The organism is Botrimarina colliarenosi, assembly GCF_007859955.1.
Lineage (GTDB): Bacteria > Planctomycetota > Planctomycetia > Pirellulales > Lacipirellulaceae > Botrimarina > Botrimarina colliarenosi.
On the sequence record NZ_SJPR01000003.1, the window covers coordinates 209,137 to 226,685 of the forward strand.

Consider the following 17,549-nt stretch of genomic DNA (forward strand, 5'->3'; position numbering starts at 1 on the left):
GCGGCGTTTTTATGGAACTCACTTTCGACCCCGTTGGCGGCGCGTGGCTCAGCTACGTCGTCGCTGCGCTGCTGTTAGCGGCGCCGTGGGTCGTGCCGCCGCGCGCCGTAGGGCTCGCGCCGGGTCGGCGGCGGACGCTGCAGGTGCTGCGGACCCTCGCCACACTCGCGCTGCTGTTCGCTTGGGCGCGGCCGACGCTCATGCGGGTGAAGACCGAAACGCTGCGGCCGAGCCTCGTGCTGTTGCTCGACGATTCGCGGAGCATGTCGGTGGCCGACGCGCTCGACGGCGCGTCGCGTTGGGACGCCACGCGGCGCTTGCTCGAAGCGAGCCGGTCGGCGCTCGTGCGGCTTGGTGAGCAACAGGACGTCCGCGGGTTTCTCTTCGACCGCGGCCTGACGCCGCTCACGCTTGAGGGGGGAGAGTTTCGCCTTCCTGCCGAGCCAATCGGCGACGAGACAGCCATCGGCGCCGCGTTGTCCGACGCGCTCGACGCGGCGCGGGGCGATGGCGGCGACGTCCTCTCGGGCGTCATCGTCGTGAGCGACGGCGCCCAACGCGCCCGGCCCCCGCGCGACGCCGCGCCGCTGGCGGCCGTGTCGCGGCTCGTCGCCGAAGGGGCGCCGTTCTACGCCGTGCCGGTCGGCGACCGCGCGACGGGCGACCGGGCCGACGTAGCGATCGACGACCTGATGGTGAGCGACGCCGCCTTCGCCGGCGCGCCGCTCGACGTCGGCGCCACGCTCCGCGTCGCCGGCTTCCCGAACCGCACCGTGCGCGTGCGTCTGCTGTGGGAGAACAGCGACGGCGCCCTCGACCCGGTCGACGCGGCGCAGATCGTCGTCCGCCAGGGGGTCGACGCCTACCCGATTGCGCTCCGCTACGCCCCGCCGGCCGCGGGCGAATGGAAACTGTCGGTCGCCGCCGACACGCTGGAGGGCGAGACGCTCGCCGACAACAACGTGGCCAGCACGTTCGTCACGGTCCGCGAGGGGGGGATCCGGGTCCTCTACCTGGCCGGGGCGACCCGCACCGGCGGCGCGCCGGGGATCGAGCAGCGTTTTATCCGCTCGTCGCTCGCCGCGTCTCCCGACATCGTGGTCGAGCGCATCGCGATCAACTACCGAGAGCCGCGTCTCGACCTAACGGCTCGTCTCAAACGGGGGGCAGTCGATGTGGTGTTTGTCGATAACGTCGACGCCGAAGGGCTCAGCCGCGCCACGTGGCGGACGCTCGGCTCGCTCATCGAATCGGGGGTCGGCATGGCGATGATCGGCGGCCGCCAGAGTTTTGGCCCCGGCGGGCACCGCGACACGCTCGGCGACGTGCTCCCCATCACGCCGGGCCGCGCCGAACGCCAGGCGCTCGACGCCGCGATGCGCGAGGATGTCCACCTCCCCGGCCCGCTGAGGATGATCCCGACGGGGCGGCACCCGATTACCGAACTCGGTTCCGGCAGGGCGGGCGCCGATTTCTGGGCCGAGCTGCCGCCGCTCGATGGCGCCAACCGACTGGGCGCCGACCTCAAGCCGAACGCCCAGGTGATCGCCGCCACCGACGGCCCGCGGCCCCAGCCGCTCTTGGTGATCGGGCAGCCCGGCTTGGGGCGTGTGCTCGCTTTCGCGGGCGACACCAGCTGGCGGTGGGTGCTCGGCGGCCATCGCGAAGCGCACCAGCGTTTCTGGCGGCAAGCCGTTCTCTGGCTGGCGAAGAAGGACGACGACCCGGGCGCCACGGTCTACATCGACCTTGCGTCGCGACGGGTGCCGGCCGGTTCGCGGCTCGATCTGGTCGCGGGAGTCCGCGCCGCCGACGAGGGCGCCGCCGACCCGATCCGTTACGAGGCGACCGTCACCCGCCCGGACGGCCGCCCGGTCGGCCTGCCGCTGCCGGGCGGCGGTCTCCGGGCCGCGGGCGTCTTCACCGACACGGCCGAGCCGGGCGACTACCGGGTACAAGTCACGGCGTCCCGCGGCGACGCCAAGATCGGCGACGCCCAGTCACGCTTCCACGTCCCGCGGCGCGACCTTGAATTGGAACGCCCCGGCGCCGAGCCCGACACGCTCGCCCGGCTCGCCCAAGCGACCGAAGCCGACGGCGGCCGGACGCTGGCTCTCGAGGAGCTGCCGACGCTGCTGGCCGAGCTCGCCGCGAAGTCGCCGGAAGAACGCCGCGAGGTCGTCGCGCGGACGACGCTCTACGACAAGTGGCCGCTGCTGCTGGTGTTCGCGGGGCTGATTACGACCGAGTGGCTGCTGCGCCGCCAAGCGGGGATGCCGTAGCGATTTGGCGCGCAAATTCTCCTGCTAAGATCGTAGCCGGTCCAGTCACTTTCCTTCGTGTCAGGGTGTGAGTAAGTACGATGGCAAAATCGCACACAGTATTAAAGGTGTTCATCGCGTCTCCGGGTGATGTTTGCCAAGAACGTGAAGTCTTGACGAACGTTGTTTCTGAATTCAATGTGACTTGGGGTGATAGGCAAGGCGTGCGACTTGAGGTTGTGAAGTGGGAAACGCATTCTCATCCCGGGTTCGGCGAAGACGCTCAAGATGTAATAAACCGTCAGATAGGCGACGAGTACGATATTTTCCTTGGCATAATGTGGGGAAGGTACGGAACTGCCACAGGGAGAGGAGAATCTGGCACCGAAGAAGAATTCAATCGAGCATACGATCGTCTTCTGAATGGCGATCGAGTGCAGGTGATGTTTTATTTTAAAGATGCGGGCATCCCGCCAAGCAAGCTGGATGGCGATCAGGTACTAAAGATACATGCGTTCAAGAAAAGACTTGCCGAAGAGTGTGGCGGTCTGTTCGATGTTTTTGAGACAGCGGAAGATTTTCAGACGAAGGTGAGGATACACCTGAGTAAGGTTGTTCAGGATTGGTTGGACGCAAATGCTAATGCTATCGACTCAAAGGCAGTTCTAAAAGATGACGAGGGGAGGGCAGAGATGTATAATCCACTGGCGAACCTTGCTGCGCTTGATGATCACGACGCTGATGAGGGGATTCTCGATCTGGTTGATCGCGGTTGCGATGCAATGGAAGAGGTGGTGCAGATTGTTAGTAGAATGACATCTGCGACGGTTGATCTCGGTGAGAAGTTTGGACAACGGACGAGGGAGGCGGAAGCCATTCGTGATGCGACAGATCGAAACTCTGCAAGAAGAGTCGCAAATGGCGCAGCGAATGATCTTGAGGTGTTTGTTAAGCGGATGGCTGTTGAGATCCCCGAGTTCTACAAGCAGCATTCAATTTTCACGGACTCTTTTGGCTCTCTGTCGCTGAGTGTTGAGGGAGAGTTGAATGACAGTGTAGGCGATGTTGAATCGGCTCTGGAGAAGATTCAGGAGTATCGTAATGAAATGAGTCGCAGTTCTGGGAGCCTGGAGTATCTTCAGCAGTCGATTTATGGAATGCCTAGAATGACGACTGTTTTCAATCGATCGCGGCGCAGAGCTGTCGCGGTGATGGATGATTTGTTGACTCAGTTGCGGATTGCGTCGAGTCAGACACGGGATATCGAGAAGCTACTCAGGCGGTTGCTCGGCTCTAATTTTGATAGAGCTCAATAATCTCGACGTCGTCTTGCCAGGCTCGCGTCGCCGGCTCGCCGTCACTTGCTTTGATTGCGCTAGATCTTCACGACAATCTTCCCCGCGAGCGTCTCCGTCCGGGCGATCGTCGCCGCTTCTTGCAGCGCATGCGCGGCGGCGGTTTCGTCGAGCGAGAACGTCCTGGCGATCCGCGGTTGGTAAGCGCCCGACGCCAACCAGCGGTTGAGGTCGTCTGCCGCGGCGTGCTGCTCTTCGGGCGTTGCTTTGAACATGGCGAAGCCTAAAAGCCGGCAGCCCTTCACGTAGAACGGGCCGATCGGCAGCGCCGGCGTCGCGTCGCGGCCCGCCATGACGACCATCCGGCCGCGCTCGGCGAGGCAGCCGACGACTTGGGCCAAGTCAGGCTCGCGGCGGGTCTCCCACCAGACGTTGACGCCCGACGGGGCGAGCCGCTTCGTTGCTTCGCCGATGTCCTCTTGCTTGTAGAGGATGACTTCGTCGGCGCCCGCCTCGCGGGCGACGACTGCTCTTTCTTCGCAACCGGCGGTCGTGATGACGCGGGCGCCGAGCGCCTTGGCGAGTTGCACGACGGTCGAACCGACGCCGCCCGAGCCGCCGACGACCAGGATCGTCTCGCCCGCTTTCAGTTGGGCCTCACGCACCAGCCCCAGGTGGGCGGTGATGCCGACCAGCGCCCCGGCGGCGGCCGCCTCGTCGCTGACGCCGTCGGGCGTCGGGTAGAGCCACTCCTGGCCCACGGCGGCGAACTCGGCGAGCGTCCCTTGGCGCCCCAAAAGCCCCTGGTTCGACCCCCAGACGCGGTCGCCCGGCTGGAACTGCGTCACGCCGTCGCCGACCGAATCGACAACGCCCGCCAAGTCGCAACCCGGCACGTAGGGCGACGGCAGCTCCATCGCCACTATCCCGCCGCGGACATAGGTGTCGATCGGGTTGACGGCCGAGACGGCGACCCGCACCAGGCACTCGCCGGGGCCGGGCGTCGGCGTGGGGAGTTCGCCGAAGGTGAGGGTGTCGGCGGGTCCGGGTTGGGTGACGTACGCGGCTTTCATAGGGAGAGGGGGGGACGGCTTCGCGGTACTTTGATCGCCGTTGACTTTTCGGACCGCGGGCGGTGAAAAACGCAAACGGAGGAGATGGGGGGATGCGCTCTCGGCGCTGAACGTCGTTAGGCTAGGAGGCTGCGACGGGCGCGAACGGTCTCGGTTTCGAGAGTTGTTGACTATCGAACGCGCGGATCGATCACTCCCGCCATATCAACTTAGCAATTCAACGCCACCGCACCGAGCCGCCATCCCCCCATCTCCTTGAATCGCTAGTTCATGCCCCGAGGCCCGAACTGCAGTCGGTCCCCGTCGTACCACCAAGCCATCCCCGCATCTCCTTTTGTTACGCAAGCCCACCCAAGGCGTGCTCGCCCTTGTCGCCCTCGCGGCGGCGGGGTACTTGCTTGTGACCGTGCCGCCGCAGTTGGCCGCCGGGTACGAGGCGGCGGGCGGCTGGGCGTCGTGGACCGGCAAGCTTTATCTGATGGTTGTCGGCCTGGGTGTCTTGGTCCTCGTGGGTCTCGCGGCCTGGGGCGGCTGGCGGCTCTGGGGCAACACCGCGTGGAACCGCCGCGTCGAGGCGCGTCGCGGCAAGAATCCCAGCCAACTCTCCAAACGCGACCTGTCGGCCGAACTGGGGGACAACCTCCAGTCGACCCGCGACTACGCCTGGGGCCTCGACTCGAAGTCGGCGCTCCGCAGCGAAGTCGAACGCGCCCTGGCCGAGCTCGAATCGAAGCGTGAGGCGCGCAAGCTAGAGATCGTCGCCTTCGGCACCATCTCCAGCGGCAAGAGCTCGTTGCTCAACGCGCTGTGCGGACGCGAGGCGTTTCAGTCGAACGTCATCGGCGGCACGACCACCACCGAACAGAGCGTGCCATGGCCCGACTCGGATCGGGTGGCGCTGGTCGATACGCCCGGCCTCGCCGAAGTGCGGGGCGAAGGCCGCGCCGCGATCGCCGCCGAGGCCGCAAAGGACGCCGACCTTGTGCTGTTTGTCGTCGATGGTCCGCTGAAGGCGTACGAGCACGACCTGGTCGAACGGCTCGCCTCGATGGAGAAACGCCTCGTCGTCTGCCTCAACAAAGAGGACTGGTACGACGCCCGCCAGCGCGACGAGCTACTCCGCCAACTACAGGAACAGACCGCCGGCCTCGCCAAGCCGGCCGACGTCGTGGCGGTCCGCTCGCGCGAGACGGTGCGGCCGGTCGTCCGCGTCGACGCCGCCGGTGTCGAGACGCGCGGCGAAGCGACGGTGCCGCCCGACATCTCGCCGCTGGCCGACCGGCTGATGGCGATCGTCGACCGCGAAGGGGGCGACCTGCTGCTGGCGAACCTGCTGATGCAGTCCCGCGGCCTGGTGGACGAGGCGAAGGAACGCGTCCTGGCGACGCTCGACGCCGAGGCGGACCGGCTCATCGATCGCTACATGTGGGCCGCCGCCGGCGCCGCCGCGGCCAATCCCGTGCCGCTCTTGGACCTGGCGATCGGCAGCGGTGTGCTCGTGAAGATGGCGCTCGACCTAGCGGGCGTTTACAAGCAGAAGGTCGACGCCGACGCGGTGGTCGAGATGCTCGCCCAGCTCGGCAAGAACCTAGTGGCGATGCTCGGCGCTAGTGCGGCGGCGCCGGCGCTGGGGTCGGCGATCGGTTCGCTGCTGAAGACGGTCCCGGGCATCGGCTGGATCGCCGGCGGCCTACTGCAGGGCGTCGTCCAAGCGATCGTCGCCCGCTGGGTCGGCCGCATCTTCAAGCGCTATTACCGGTCGGAGATGCAGCCCCCGCCCGGCGGCCTCGCCGAACTGGCCCGCGACGAGTGGCGTGTCGTCACGTCGGCCGAAGAACTGCGTAAGCTAGTGACCCGCGGCCGGGAGAAGCTCGCGGGTGAGAAATTGGAACCACCAAGGAACTAAGGAACGAAGGAAGGGATGAAACGGGAGCACTCATTGTTCCTTCGTTCCTTTGTGGTTCATCCTCATGTCTAGCGAAGCTGACGACGCCGACTTGCAAGACGCCCTCGCCGGGGTGGAGCGTTCCATCGCGCAGATCGAGGGATGCGACCCGGCCGAGCGCGAAGCCCTCGTCGCCGAGCTGCGGGAGCTGCGCGACCTGGCCGACAAGCTCCGGCACGAACGGGTCGAGATCGCCGTCTTCGGGGAGATCAGCACCGGCAAGAGCGCGCTGATCAACGCCCTGGCGGGGTCCGAGGTGGCGAGCGTCAACGTCCGTGGCGGCTGGACGCGCGAGGTCTGGCGGCTCGGCTGGTCGGCGCCGGCGGCGGTGGTCAAAGGGCTTGAACAGTCGGAGCTGGTGCTTGTCGACACGCCCGGTCTCAACGAGGTCGACGGCGCCGAGCGGGCCGACATGGCGCGCGACGCGGCCGAGCGGGCCGACGTCGTGCTGCTGGTGACCGACAGCGACCTCAACGAGACCGAGTTCTCGGCACTCGAGCAGGTCGCCGCGATGCACAAGCCGGTGCTGCTGGTGCTCAACAAGCAGGACCTCTACACACCCGACCAGCTCGACGATCTGCGCCAGGCGCTCACCTCGCCGCGCGTCACGAAGCTGATTGGCGGGGTGGAGAACGTCGTCTTCGCGTCGGCCGACCCGCGCGAGGTCGAGTACGTCATCGAGAAGCCCAACGGCTCGACCCACAGCGAATGGCGCAAGCCGGCGCCCGACGTCGAGGAGGTCCGCGGGCGGATTCTTGAGATGCTCGTCGATGAAGGGAAGGGACTCGTGGCGCTCAACGCCGCCATGTACGCCGCCGACCGTAGCGACCGCGTCGCCGCCCTGCGGGTCCGGATGCGCTCGAACAAGGCCGACACCGTCGTCTGGAGCTACGCGGCCGCCAAGGCGTTGGCCGTTTCGATGAACCCCTGGCCGGCGGCCGACGTGGCGGGGGGCGTCGCGGTCGACGTGGCGATGGTCCTCACGCTGGCCGGCGTCTATGGCATTGAGATGACGACCGACAACGCCCGCAAGCTGGTGCTGGCGATCCTCAAGGCGGCCGGCTGGCTGATGCTCGGCGAGGCGGTCGTCAGCTTCGGCAGCAGCTTCTTCAAGGGCGTCACGTTCGGCGGCAGCACCGTCCTCACGGCGATCCCGCAAGGCGCGGCGGCGGGCTATGGCAGTTACCTCGTCGGCCAGGCGTCGCGCTACTACTTCGAGCATGGCGCCAGCTGGGGCGACCGCGGCCCGAAACGGATCATCGCCCGCATCCTCGAGAACACCGACAAGGCGTCGATCGTCGAACGCCTGAAGGGCGAGATCGGCAAAAAGCTGTCGCGCAACCGGCATTCGGAGAAGTAAAGCAAATCCCCTCCTCGTTCAGAGGGAGTCATTCGGCGCTGACGCCTTGCTCGACGCGCAACCGTTCCACCGTCACCCGGATCCACGCGGCGACCTTCTTCACCGTCGGCATCTTTAGCGCGTTCGAGGCGATTAGCAGGAGGCCCATCGCCAGGTTGGTCCACGACTGGCTCGACATGTATGCGATCAGGTTCAGGAACGCGGCCATCTCGTTGATCGCACAGCTGACCACGGTGCCGGTGACGAACGCCTCGCCGAGGCGTTCGGGCTCCTTCATCGCCTGTCGGGCGAGGTTCTGCACCGCCTGCTTGGTGACGAACCGCCCCATCCACTGCTGGGCAAAGAGCGCCACGAGGCCGAACATCAGCGCGATCCGTCCCACCGCCTCGCGGCCCTGTTGCTGGACGACCTCGCCGCGGATCGGCGCGGGCTGCTCGGGCGCCTGCGAGCCGATCACGAGCACCACCGCCGCAAAGATCAGCGGCACGACGATCATCGCCAGGATGACGATCTGCATGGTGCGGACCGGCTGGGCCAGCTTCTGTTCGAGCTCAGGCACAGAGACCAAGTGGGAAGTAGGGGAAGGGTGGGGGGCGACGCTGCCGCTAGTCTCACCCACAAGCGCTGGGGCGCAAAGGTGACGGGAACCCCCGATCGCCAACCCGACGCACCGATCGGCGCCCCCAACGGGCGGCTTCCCACGCAGAATGCCAGGGAGCCCTCAGCGTCAGCGCCGGGAGTCGCGACGGGTACGCGCTTCAACTCCCGGCGCTGACGCTTAGGGCTCCCTGTCGTGCCTTAGGGGTCGCCGCCCATCTACGGCGCGGCGGCCACGACCTCGTCGCCGGCGCGGGTCGCCATTGCCCGCCAGATGGTGAGATCGATGTCGTCGTTGACCGTCTGCACCGAGCCATCGACTAGTCCGACGTTCACAATGCCGGGGTGCAGGCTCCGCGACGTGATGATGGCGTACGTCGGCTCGCCGGCGCTGCCGCTCTTGCCTTCCTGCCAGGAGTTGTAGTCGGCCTCGACCTCGACGCCGTTGGCGTCCGTGTAGGGGACGAACGTGTTGGGTTTCATCGTCGCGGTGAAGCCGGTGTGGTGGACGCGTCCGTCGGGCCACTCGGTGTGGCCGGTGTTCTTCTCTTCGCCGCCCGACGCCACGACGGTTGCGGCCTCGTCGATTGTCTCGGGAATCGCCGTGTTGCTCGGCCCACCATTACGTTGGTAGGTGGTCCAGGCCTTCACCTCGGCGCTGAGCAGGGTCTTGCTGGTCCCGTCGGTGATCTTCGCCAAGGGGAGGTCGCTGTTGGGGTAGAAGACGCCGGCGCCCCGCTCCTTGGTCGTCGGGTCGAAGACAAACCAGACGCCGAAGTTGAACCCATAGGTGGTGGGCCACAGCGACGGGCGATCGTCGTCGAACACACGCAGCTCGTCCGCCTTCGAATCGCTCGGGCAGTGGAACGCCTCGACCCGTACGGCGTCGATCACCGGTTGGACGTCCCAGCCGAGTTCGAGATCGACCAGGTCGCGGAGGCTCGCCTCCTCCAGGTAATCAAGGATCCGGCCGTGCACGCCCCACGAGGTGTTGTTCGCCGTGTTGGTGACGCTCAGATCGATCCGCGCGCTGGGAGGCAGGTGGCCTCGGGCGCTCTCGTAGTTGAGGTTCGCCAGGCCGAGCTGCTTCAGATTGTTCTTGCACTGGTTCCGGCGGGCCGCTTCGCGGGCGGCTTGCACCGCGGGCAGTAGCAACGCGACCAGGATGCCGATGATGGCGATGACGACGAGAAGCTCGACGAGGGTGAAAGCGATCCGGGCGGACTTTGGTGGCACGTGTTTTTTCGGATTAGAGGGCGGCTCGGCTTCGGGTAGCGGCCGCGGGTCGATGGGGCGAGGGCGCGCGCACTGCCCTGTGCCGATGGTGCGAGCAAGTCCTGTGCCGTAGCCGGCCGATGCGTCAAAGGCTCATTAACCCGCGGCCGATCGTACTTTGGGGACCGACTCGTCGTGGACGGTTTGGTGGTTTGTGTCGCGCTGCGCGACAGCCTTGTCGCTGGGGGCGACACAGGACGAGAGGGGGGGAGCGCCGTCGGCCTACGCGGGACGGGTGGTTGCTTGGGAGCCTTCAGCGCCAGCGATGTGAGAGCCCTCAGCGCCAGCGCCGGGAGTTGAAGCGGGTGCCCGGCGCAACTCCCGGCGCTGACGCTTAGGGCTCCCTGTCTTATTGGGGCTTCCTGCCCGGCGCTCTGGCCGCGTTTTTGGTAAGGTCAGCGGCTCGCCATCGCCCGCCGCCGACTGCCTACCGCCCACTCAGCCGTGCCCGACGTCATTCCTGGCAATCTGTACGACTACCCGAAGTACTACGACCTTGTGTTCGGCTCCGACTGGAAGGCGGAGTTCGACTTCTTGGAGGGGGTCTTCGCCAAGCACGCCGCGCTGCCGAAGCGGGCCAAGGTGCGGCGGCTGCTTGAGCCGGCCTGTGGCACCGGGCGGCTGATGTACCGGTTCGGCAAGGCGGGCTACACCGTCGCCGGGAACGACCTGAACGCCAAGGCGGTCAAGTTCTGTAACGCCCGGCTGAAACGGCACGGGCTGAAAGAGTCCGCCGTCGTTGGCGACATGAGCGACTTTTCGGTCAAGGACTTTGGCCCCCGGACGAAGCCCTTCGATGCGGCGTTCAACACGATCAACAGCTTCCGGCACCTGCCGAGCGAGGCGGCCGCCGAGGGGCACCTGCGGTGCGTCGCCGAGGCCCTGCGGCCGGGGGGGCTCTATGTGCTGGGGCTGCACCTGACCCCGGCGCGGGGGAAGCCGGAGTGCGACGCGGAGAGTTGGGCCGCCCGGCGGGGGGACCTGAGCGTCATTTCGCACATGTGGAGCGACGGGATCGACCGCCGGCGTCGGGTTGAAACGGTTGGGATGAGTTTTGACGTGTACACACCGACACGGTCGTTCCGATTGGTGGACCAGACCCCCTTTAGGACGTACACGGCCCGCCAGATGGCCGATCTGATCGAGAGGACGGGGGCCTGGGACGTGGCCGCCGTATACGATTTCGCCTACGACCTCGACGAGCCGGTCGAGATCGAAGCGACGACCGAGGACGTGGTTTACCTCCTCCGAAAACGGGGCTCCTAGCCGGGGTCCCGCTAGGACCTTGGCTGCCGAGACCGTCAACGCCGAAACCGCCCCCGCGCCGACCGCCGTCGGCGGCGAGTCGTGGACCGCGCTGGCCGCCTGGGCGGCCGACGAGCTGGGCGTGCGCGTCGCCTTCGACGGCAAGGTTTACCGGGTCGAAGCGATCGACGAGGCGACCGACCCCGAGCCGCCCGTGGGCGAGTCGTCGCTGCGGCGGAGCTGGTTCCGCCGGCGCCAGTCGAAGGCCGACGCCGCCGGGCCCGACCCCGAGCCGATCGAGCCCTTCACCACCACAACGCCGGCCGACCTGCTGCAAGAGCTGGTCCAGCGGCTCGTCGAGCGCCCCGGCGTGACCCACGCCCGGCCGGTGAGCCAGCCGACCGCGGTGCACGACCTTTCGGCGCGGCTTTTCTCGGCCTACCAACTCGACGGCGGACAGGCCCACCTGGCGGGCTGCCACTTCGACGACGTCCCGCTGGTGCGGCTCACCTGGATCAAGTTGGCCGACGACGGCTCGCAGCAGGTCACGCACCGGTTCTTCGACGAGCTGGGCGCGCCGGTCGACTGGGGCAAGGTGCAGCGGTTGGGAGTCGATCGCATCGCCCCGATCGGGGAACCGGCGCCGCGGATCGACGAGGCGCGGCTCGACCGGATGACCGACTCGGCGAAGCGCGCGGCGGGCGGAGAAGCCGACCCGCCGGCGCTGGTGACGATCGTCTGGGCGAAGCGGGCGTGGGGTCGGCTGCGGTTCGAGTTCGGCGACAAGTCGATCGACGCGCCGTTCGATGGCTGGGCTCAGACGCTCACGGCGCCCGCCGTCGTTTGCCCGCAGACGGGCGTCGAGACCTTCCATCTGGCGACCGACTCGGAAGGGGAGATCGCCGCCGCCGAGGAGCTGGCGACCTGCTGCGTGAGTGGTGAGCGGCGCGTCCGATCGCGGCTGGGCCAATGCGTGGCGACCGGCCAGTGGGCCGACGCCGAGCACCTGTCGGACTGTCCGATCACGGCGGCGTCGGTGCTGACGACCAAGCGGGTCCGTTGCCGGCTGTGCGATCAGCAGGTCTCTCCGACGGCTTGCCCCGAGGGGGTTTGCACCGCGTGCCGCAACAAGGAGCGGGTGGGGCAGGGGGACCCCCGGTTGCAGCGGCTCTTCGAGAAGTACCCCAAGATGCGGCGGTGGGGCGGCTGGCGCGTCGCCGAGACCGACGCGGCGCTACTCGTCGAGGCGTCGCGGCTGCTACGCTCGGTGCAGTGGACCTTTGATAAAGCGACGCTGGAGCTGCTCCACGCCGTGGCGACGCCACGGTTGGCCTCCAGTTGGCGACCCCTCGACCGCGAACAACGCGAACGGCTCCTCCGATGACTCAAGCGGCGACCCGATACCTCTTCGTCAACGGCCTGTCGATCGGCACCGGGGGCGGCTACACCGTCGGGCGTGAGATCGTCCGCTCGGTGGCGCAGGCGCGGCCCGACTGGCGGGTGCGGCTCGGCGTGATCCGCGACCACAAGCTGCAGAGCGAGTTCCTCCACGAGCAGCTGCCCGCCAACGTCGAGGTGCACTGGGTCCCGGCCCGGGCGGCCGACCCGATCTGGCGCTCACGCTACGAGCGGGGTCAACTGGCGACCGACCTCCGGCAGGGGGCGTGCGACGCGGTCTTCCAGCTCAACGGGATGGTCATCCCGGGGCTGCGGCTGCCGACGTTGGCGCACTACCAGGACCCGTTCCCGTACCGGCCCGAGGCGTGGGACACCCTGAAAGAACGCATTGCGATGTGGTTCAAACGCCGCGCCAACAAGCGGGCGCTGCAGGAGGCCGACGTCTGCGGCTGGACGAGCCACTACCTCGAAGAGCTGATCTGCGGCTGGCATGGCGTGCGGCCGAAGCGGTCGGTCGTCTTCTACAACGGCGTCCCCGAGAACTGGGTCGAGCGCTCGCAAGGAGAGCTGACGCCGCTGGCCGAGCGGCCGCTGAAGATCGTGACCGTCAGCAACGTCTGGCCGTACAAGCGCCAGTCGCTGGTGGTGGAGGCCCTCGCCAAGCTGCGCCAGCGGCCGGGGCTCGAGACGCTCGAGTACCACGTGCTGGGCGCCGGTTCGGCCGACTACATCGCCGAGCTGCGGCGGCTGGCGGACCAGTTGGGCGTCGGCTCGGCGGTCCACGTCGAGGGGCGGGTCTCCGACCAACGCGTCGAGGAGGCGTTTGCCGAGGCGCGGGCGATGCCGCTGATGAGCCTCTGCGAGTCGTTTGGCATCCCGATGATCGAGGCGATGGCGTCAGGAACACCGGTCGTGGCGGCCGACTGCTGCGCCTTGCCCGAAGTGGCGGGCGACGCGGCGCTCATCGCGCCGATCGAGGACGTCGACGCGCTAGCCGAGCGGATCGAGAGCGTGCTGACCGACACCGACCTAGCCGAGCGTCTGCGGGCGGCGGGGCGGCGGCGGGTGCTCGACTTCCGCTGGAACGCGATCGGCGCTCAGATGGCGGACGTCCTCGAAGAGATGATGACGCGTTGAGAAGTCGCCAGCATTTGTCGCCAATGAGTCAACGTCGTTGAGCCGATGCAGCGACGACTGGCGTCACCGGGGCAACGCGACAAAGGCGCCGACCGCGAGCGCCGCGACGACGCCGGCGGCGGCGAGCAGGCTGTTGCGGTAGAGCCGGCATTGGTCGATGCGGGCGAGGATCGCTTGGTCCTGCGGCGACTGGGCGACTTCGAACCCGTTGCGGACCAGCGGCTCGTAGTATGTCTTCTGCAGCTGCCAGAGACCGACCGGGGGCATCGCGTCGAGGCCTTGTTCAACCGCCGCCTGACGGGCCGCCGCGTCAAACGGCTCCGGGGCTGCCGGCTCAATGGCGGCAAACCACCCCGCCACGCCGGCAAGCAGGCCGGCAATGACGAGCCCCGCGCTGAGCACCCCTTGGCGGAATCCCCAGCCGGCGGTCGCTTTGGCCTCGGGTTGGTCGGTTGGCAGCTGCCGTAATTCCCGCAACCGGGGCGCCTCGCGCTCGGCGCCGCATTCACACGTGACCCGGCCGCCCGCCTGGCTTGCCGAGACGGGGATCGATTGGCCGCACGAGCAGGGGAGGAGGTAGCGAACGCTCACAGTCGCGGCTCTTCTTCGGTCAGCGGGGAATCGGCGCGTTGGGAAGCGGACACGCGGGCTTCCGGACAGCACCCCATCATCAATGGCGACGGGGTGGTCAGCAAGCCACGTGGTCAGCAAGCCACGATGGTGTGGCGGCGGCGGGGCAGTGGCGGCGTTGCCGTAGCGAAGTGTCGAGTCGGTGTTTGTCAAGGAATTCCACCCCCAAAGACTAGACCCGGCGACGCCCGCGAATAAAATTATACGATCGATGGAGCCGATCGCAGCGAACCTCCCAAGGGGACGGCCGCCAACCGAGAGTCGAACGCCGCAGGGCATGACGACTCCGACCCGCGAGCGAGACCAACCCGCCTAGCCGACGCTCCCCGCGCTGCAACCCGGACCAACCCACCGAACCGCGAGTCAGTACCCCTCCCCACGAGTATCCATTCGTCCGCGGTCTCCATCCGTCGGTGACAGCCGCGCTGGAAAAAGCACGCCGGGCGAAAGAGAAGGCGTAGGGGGGACGAAGGCTTCGACTAGCGGCTTCGAAGGTTTGGTTGCGTGAATGAAGTGATGGCCCCCGTTTCCCGTGGTTTTGTTTCCTACGGCAAGCGTGCTGACGTTGGTGTCGCGAGACGCCTGCGTGGGTGATCCCGACCGATCGACCGCGCATCGACCCCGCCCCAACGTCCCACCCCCAACTGTCGTCGGATAGGAGATTGCTGAACGATAACGCGCCGGAAAGGAATTCGTCGGACAAACGAGGGCGGCTTGCTGCCGTCGTCCCCTGCCTAAAGGCCCTGAAAAGGAGAAGGTCGCGAGCCGTAGCCCTATCGGCCGCTTTGCTGAGGTGAGTTCGAGACCGTCGGCGACGCATGACCGCCGGTGACGAACGTTGCGAGGACGAACGTCGCGAGGCGGCAGACTCCGCCGAAGGGGCGCCGCTCACCTAGCAAGCAAGGTCGCCCCAGAGGCAATCTCTTGCCAACTGGGCGTGTCCATAAGCCTCGATCTGGCAAGGTGTTAGACTACATAGCGAATCGGCTCCGACATTCCCAACCCGGCGCGTCCCCAACCCCACTAACTAGCCACCGAGTCTTCCCGTCGATGCCGCCCGTCGATGCCGTTAGTCGACGGGTAAACACACGGGGCGAGCCGCCGTGTCGACAACGCTGCGGTGACAACGCTGCGGTGACAACGCTGCGGTGACAACGCCGTGACTGCAACGCACAATGCTGCGACGACAACCTCGTCGGACAAGATCACCCCTTAGCGACAACTAGCGACGACTGAAGAGGAACCTGTCCCTGCCGCAACGCCAGCGGCGAAGATTTGCTGGCGGCGCCGTCACGGGACGTGAGTAGCTGGAGTTTTTTCGGTTTTAGACAGAGCAGTACCCGCCGTGGGTGCGTACCCCAAGTCGACGCATCAGTCGGCTTTTCTCCGCCGAGCCCCGTGGCGCCGCAGACGAATGTCTCGGGCCGCTGGCCTCCAAAGAGGGGACGGAACCCCGGCGACAAATGAAACAGGGCCGAGGCAGCTGAGTAGAATCACAGGCGGGTCGGTCGGGCGTTGTCCCGGTCGCCCGACAGGTTCGGCAGCACGGTTTCCCTGAATCTTCCTTAGGACTATCCGGTCGGCGAAGGGCGAACCGCCCCCTCGACCGCCATTTTCGAAACGCGTTGGGAGCGAGAGCTTTGTACGAAGCACTGATAGACAGTGATCTTGAGGACGCCGTCGACCCCGAGCTGGGGGGCCGCCGTTCGGCTCGTGACGAGGACTCGGGAGACGACGAGGCGTCGCTACGCTCGGCCGTCACCACGGGCGCCAACCGTGACGACGACGATGACGACGACGAGGGCGCCAGCCTCTTCGAGGGCGAGTCGAACGACTCGTGGTCGGACGACCCCGTGCGGATGTACCTGACGCAGATGGGCGAGATCCCGCTGCTGACCCGCAAGGAAGAGATCTGCCTCGCCCGCCGCATCGAGGTCACGCGCACTGCGTTCCGCCGCAAGCTGTTGGCGTGCGACTACGTGATGCGGGCCGCCTTCAAGACGCTCGACCGCGTCCACAAGGGCGAGCTCCCCTTCGACCGCACGGTGCAGGTGAGCGTCACCGACCGTCTGGAGAAGGACCAGATCCTCGGCCGTCTGCCGCACAACCTGAAGACGCTTCAGGTGTTGCTGGACCAGAACACCGACGACTACCGCCTCGCCACGACCAAGTCGGCGAAGCCCCAGGCCCGCAAGGACGCCTGGGAGCGGCTCGGCCGCCGGCGTTGTCGCGCGGTCAAGTTGATCGAAGAGCTCGGCCTCCGCACGCAGCGGATCGAGCCGATGATCAACGAGCTCCGCAAGTTCCACCGCCGTGTCGAGCAGCTCCGCTCGCAGATGACGCAGATGCGGAAGAACCGTCGGCCAATGTCCGAGCGCAAGCCGGTCATCATGGAGTACCGCACGATCCTGCGTTCGCTCCAAGAGACGCCCACCAGCCTCCGCAACCGTGTCCGCCAGCTCCGCCGGGTCCACACCGAGTACCAACGCGCCAAGCGGGGCCTCTCGGAGGGCAACCTGCGTCTGGTCGTCTCGATCGCCAAGAAGTACCGCAACCGCGGCCTGTCGTTCCTCGACCTGATCCAGGAAGGCAACGCCGGCCTGATGCGGGCCGTCGATAAGTTCGAGTACCGCCGCGGCTTCAAGTTCTGCACGTACGCGACGTGGTGGATCCGCCAGGCGATCACCCGCGCCGTGGCCGACCAGAGCCGCACGATCCGCATCCCGGTCCACATGGTCGAGACCATGAGCCGCGTGCGGAACGTCTCCCGCGCCCTGCTACAGAAGCTGGGCCGCGAGCCGACGCTCGAGGAGACCGCCAAGGCGGCCGACTGCACGATCGACGAGGCGCGTCGCGTCCTGGCGATGAGCCGCTACCCGATCAGCCTCGACCGTCCGGTCGGCAACAGCGAGGACAGCCAGTTCGGCGACCTCCTGCCGGACAACGGCGCCGAGAGCCCCGCCAACGGCGCGGCTCAAGAGATGCTCCGCGGCCGCATCACCGATGTCCTCAAGACGCTCAGCTACCGTGAGCGTGAGATCATCAAGCTCCGTTACGGCCTGGGCGACGGCTACAGCTACACGCTCGAAGAAGTGGGCCACATCTTCAAAGTGACCCGCGAGCGGATCCGCCAGATCGAAGCGAAGGCGGTCCGCAAGCTGCAACAGCCGAGCCGCAGTGCGGAGCTGGTGGGCTTCCTCGACTGAGGCGCGCTCTAGAAGACGACTAGAAGAATCGACCTAACGAAAGGCCCCCGTCGCGATAGCGGCGGGGGCCTTTTTCTGTTGGTTACCGCAAGGTGACGTGCCGGTTTGGGTTATCCTGAGGACCCGT

At 67.0% G+C, this 17,549-nt stretch carries 12 protein-coding genes; 8 read left to right on the forward strand and 4 right to left on the reverse strand.

Going from position 1 to position 17,549, the window contains the following annotated elements:
• Window positions 1-11 precede the first annotated feature (11 nt).
• Together Pla108_RS12560 and Pla108_RS12565 are read left to right on the forward strand one after the other, a co-directional pair.
• A complete protein-coding gene (locus tag Pla108_RS12560) occupies window positions 12-2,282 on the forward strand; it encodes a glutamine amidotransferase (protein ID WP_146445301.1) in 2,271 nt (756 codons plus the stop codon).
• A gap of 80 nt (window positions 2,283-2,362) precedes the next feature.
• Window positions 2,363-3,577 carry a DUF4062 domain-containing protein gene (locus tag Pla108_RS12565; RefSeq protein WP_146445302.1) on the forward strand — a complete coding sequence of 405 codons (1,215 nt, stop codon included), beginning with the start codon at window positions 2,363-2,365 and terminating at the stop codon, window positions 3,575-3,577.
• A 59-nt stretch (window positions 3,578-3,636) separates the two neighbouring features.
• Here the strand turns inward: Pla108_RS12565 and Pla108_RS12570 are convergent, their stop codons facing one another.
• On the reverse strand, window positions 3,637-4,629 hold the full coding sequence (locus Pla108_RS12570) for an NADPH:quinone reductase (RefSeq protein WP_146445303.1): 993 nt from the start codon (window positions 4,627-4,629) through the stop codon (window positions 3,637-3,639).
• 334 nt (window positions 4,630-4,963) lie between these two features.
• On the opposite strand from Pla108_RS12570, the gene Pla108_RS12575 reads away from it, so the two are divergent.
• Both Pla108_RS12575 and Pla108_RS12580 read left to right on the forward strand, forming a co-directional pair.
• On the forward strand, window positions 4,964-6,535 hold the full coding sequence (locus Pla108_RS12575) for a YcjF family protein (protein WP_146445304.1): 1,572 nt from the start codon (window positions 4,964-4,966) through the stop codon (window positions 6,533-6,535).
• Window positions 6,536-6,599: 64 nt separating this feature from the next.
• Entirely contained in the window at window positions 6,600-7,934 is a 1,335-nt protein-coding gene (locus Pla108_RS12580) for a YcjF family protein (RefSeq protein ID WP_146445305.1), read from the forward strand.
• Between the two features lie 28 nt (window positions 7,935-7,962).
• Here Pla108_RS12580 and Pla108_RS12585 read toward each other — a convergent pair whose 3' ends face one another.
• Window positions 7,963-8,493 carry a hypothetical protein gene (locus Pla108_RS12585; protein ID WP_146445306.1) on the reverse strand — a complete coding sequence of 177 codons (531 nt, stop codon included), beginning with the start codon at window positions 8,491-8,493 and terminating at the stop codon, window positions 7,963-7,965.
• Window positions 8,494-8,750: 257 nt separating this feature from the next.
• A complete protein-coding gene (locus Pla108_RS12590; RefSeq protein ID WP_146445307.1) occupies window positions 8,751-9,767 on the reverse strand; it encodes a DUF1559 domain-containing protein in 1,017 nt (338 codons plus the stop codon).
• Window positions 9,768-10,250: 483 nt separating this feature from the next.
• Between Pla108_RS12590 and Pla108_RS12595 the strand changes: the two genes are divergently transcribed.
• From Pla108_RS12595 to Pla108_RS12605, 3 genes are read left to right on the forward strand one after another with little or no spacing between them, the layout of a single operon-like run.
• Window positions 10,251-11,072 (forward strand): class I SAM-dependent methyltransferase, encoded by an 822-nt coding sequence (locus Pla108_RS12595; protein WP_146445308.1) that lies wholly within the window; start codon window positions 10,251-10,253, stop codon window positions 11,070-11,072.
• Between the two features lie 19 nt (window positions 11,073-11,091).
• Window positions 11,092-12,435 (forward strand): hypothetical protein, encoded by a 1,344-nt coding sequence (locus Pla108_RS12600; RefSeq protein ID WP_146445309.1) that lies wholly within the window; start codon window positions 11,092-11,094, stop codon window positions 12,433-12,435.
• Window positions 12,432-13,586 (forward strand): glycosyltransferase, encoded by a 1,155-nt coding sequence (locus tag Pla108_RS12605; protein WP_146445310.1) that lies wholly within the window; start codon window positions 12,432-12,434, stop codon window positions 13,584-13,586. Before Pla108_RS12600 ends, Pla108_RS12605 begins: the two co-directional genes overlap by 4 nt.
• A gap of 63 nt (window positions 13,587-13,649) precedes the next feature.
• On the opposite strand, the gene Pla108_RS12610 is transcribed toward Pla108_RS12605, so the two are convergent.
• Window positions 13,650-14,177 (reverse strand): hypothetical protein, encoded by a 528-nt coding sequence (locus Pla108_RS12610; protein WP_146445311.1) that lies wholly within the window; start codon window positions 14,175-14,177, stop codon window positions 13,650-13,652.
• A gap of 1,730 nt (window positions 14,178-15,907) precedes the next feature.
• Here Pla108_RS12610 and Pla108_RS12615 point away from each other — a divergent pair.
• A complete protein-coding gene (locus tag Pla108_RS12615) occupies window positions 15,908-17,422 on the forward strand; it encodes a sigma-70 family RNA polymerase sigma factor (RefSeq protein ID WP_390615774.1) in 1,515 nt (504 codons plus the stop codon).
• The last annotated feature ends 127 nt before the right edge of the window (window positions 17,423-17,549 follow it).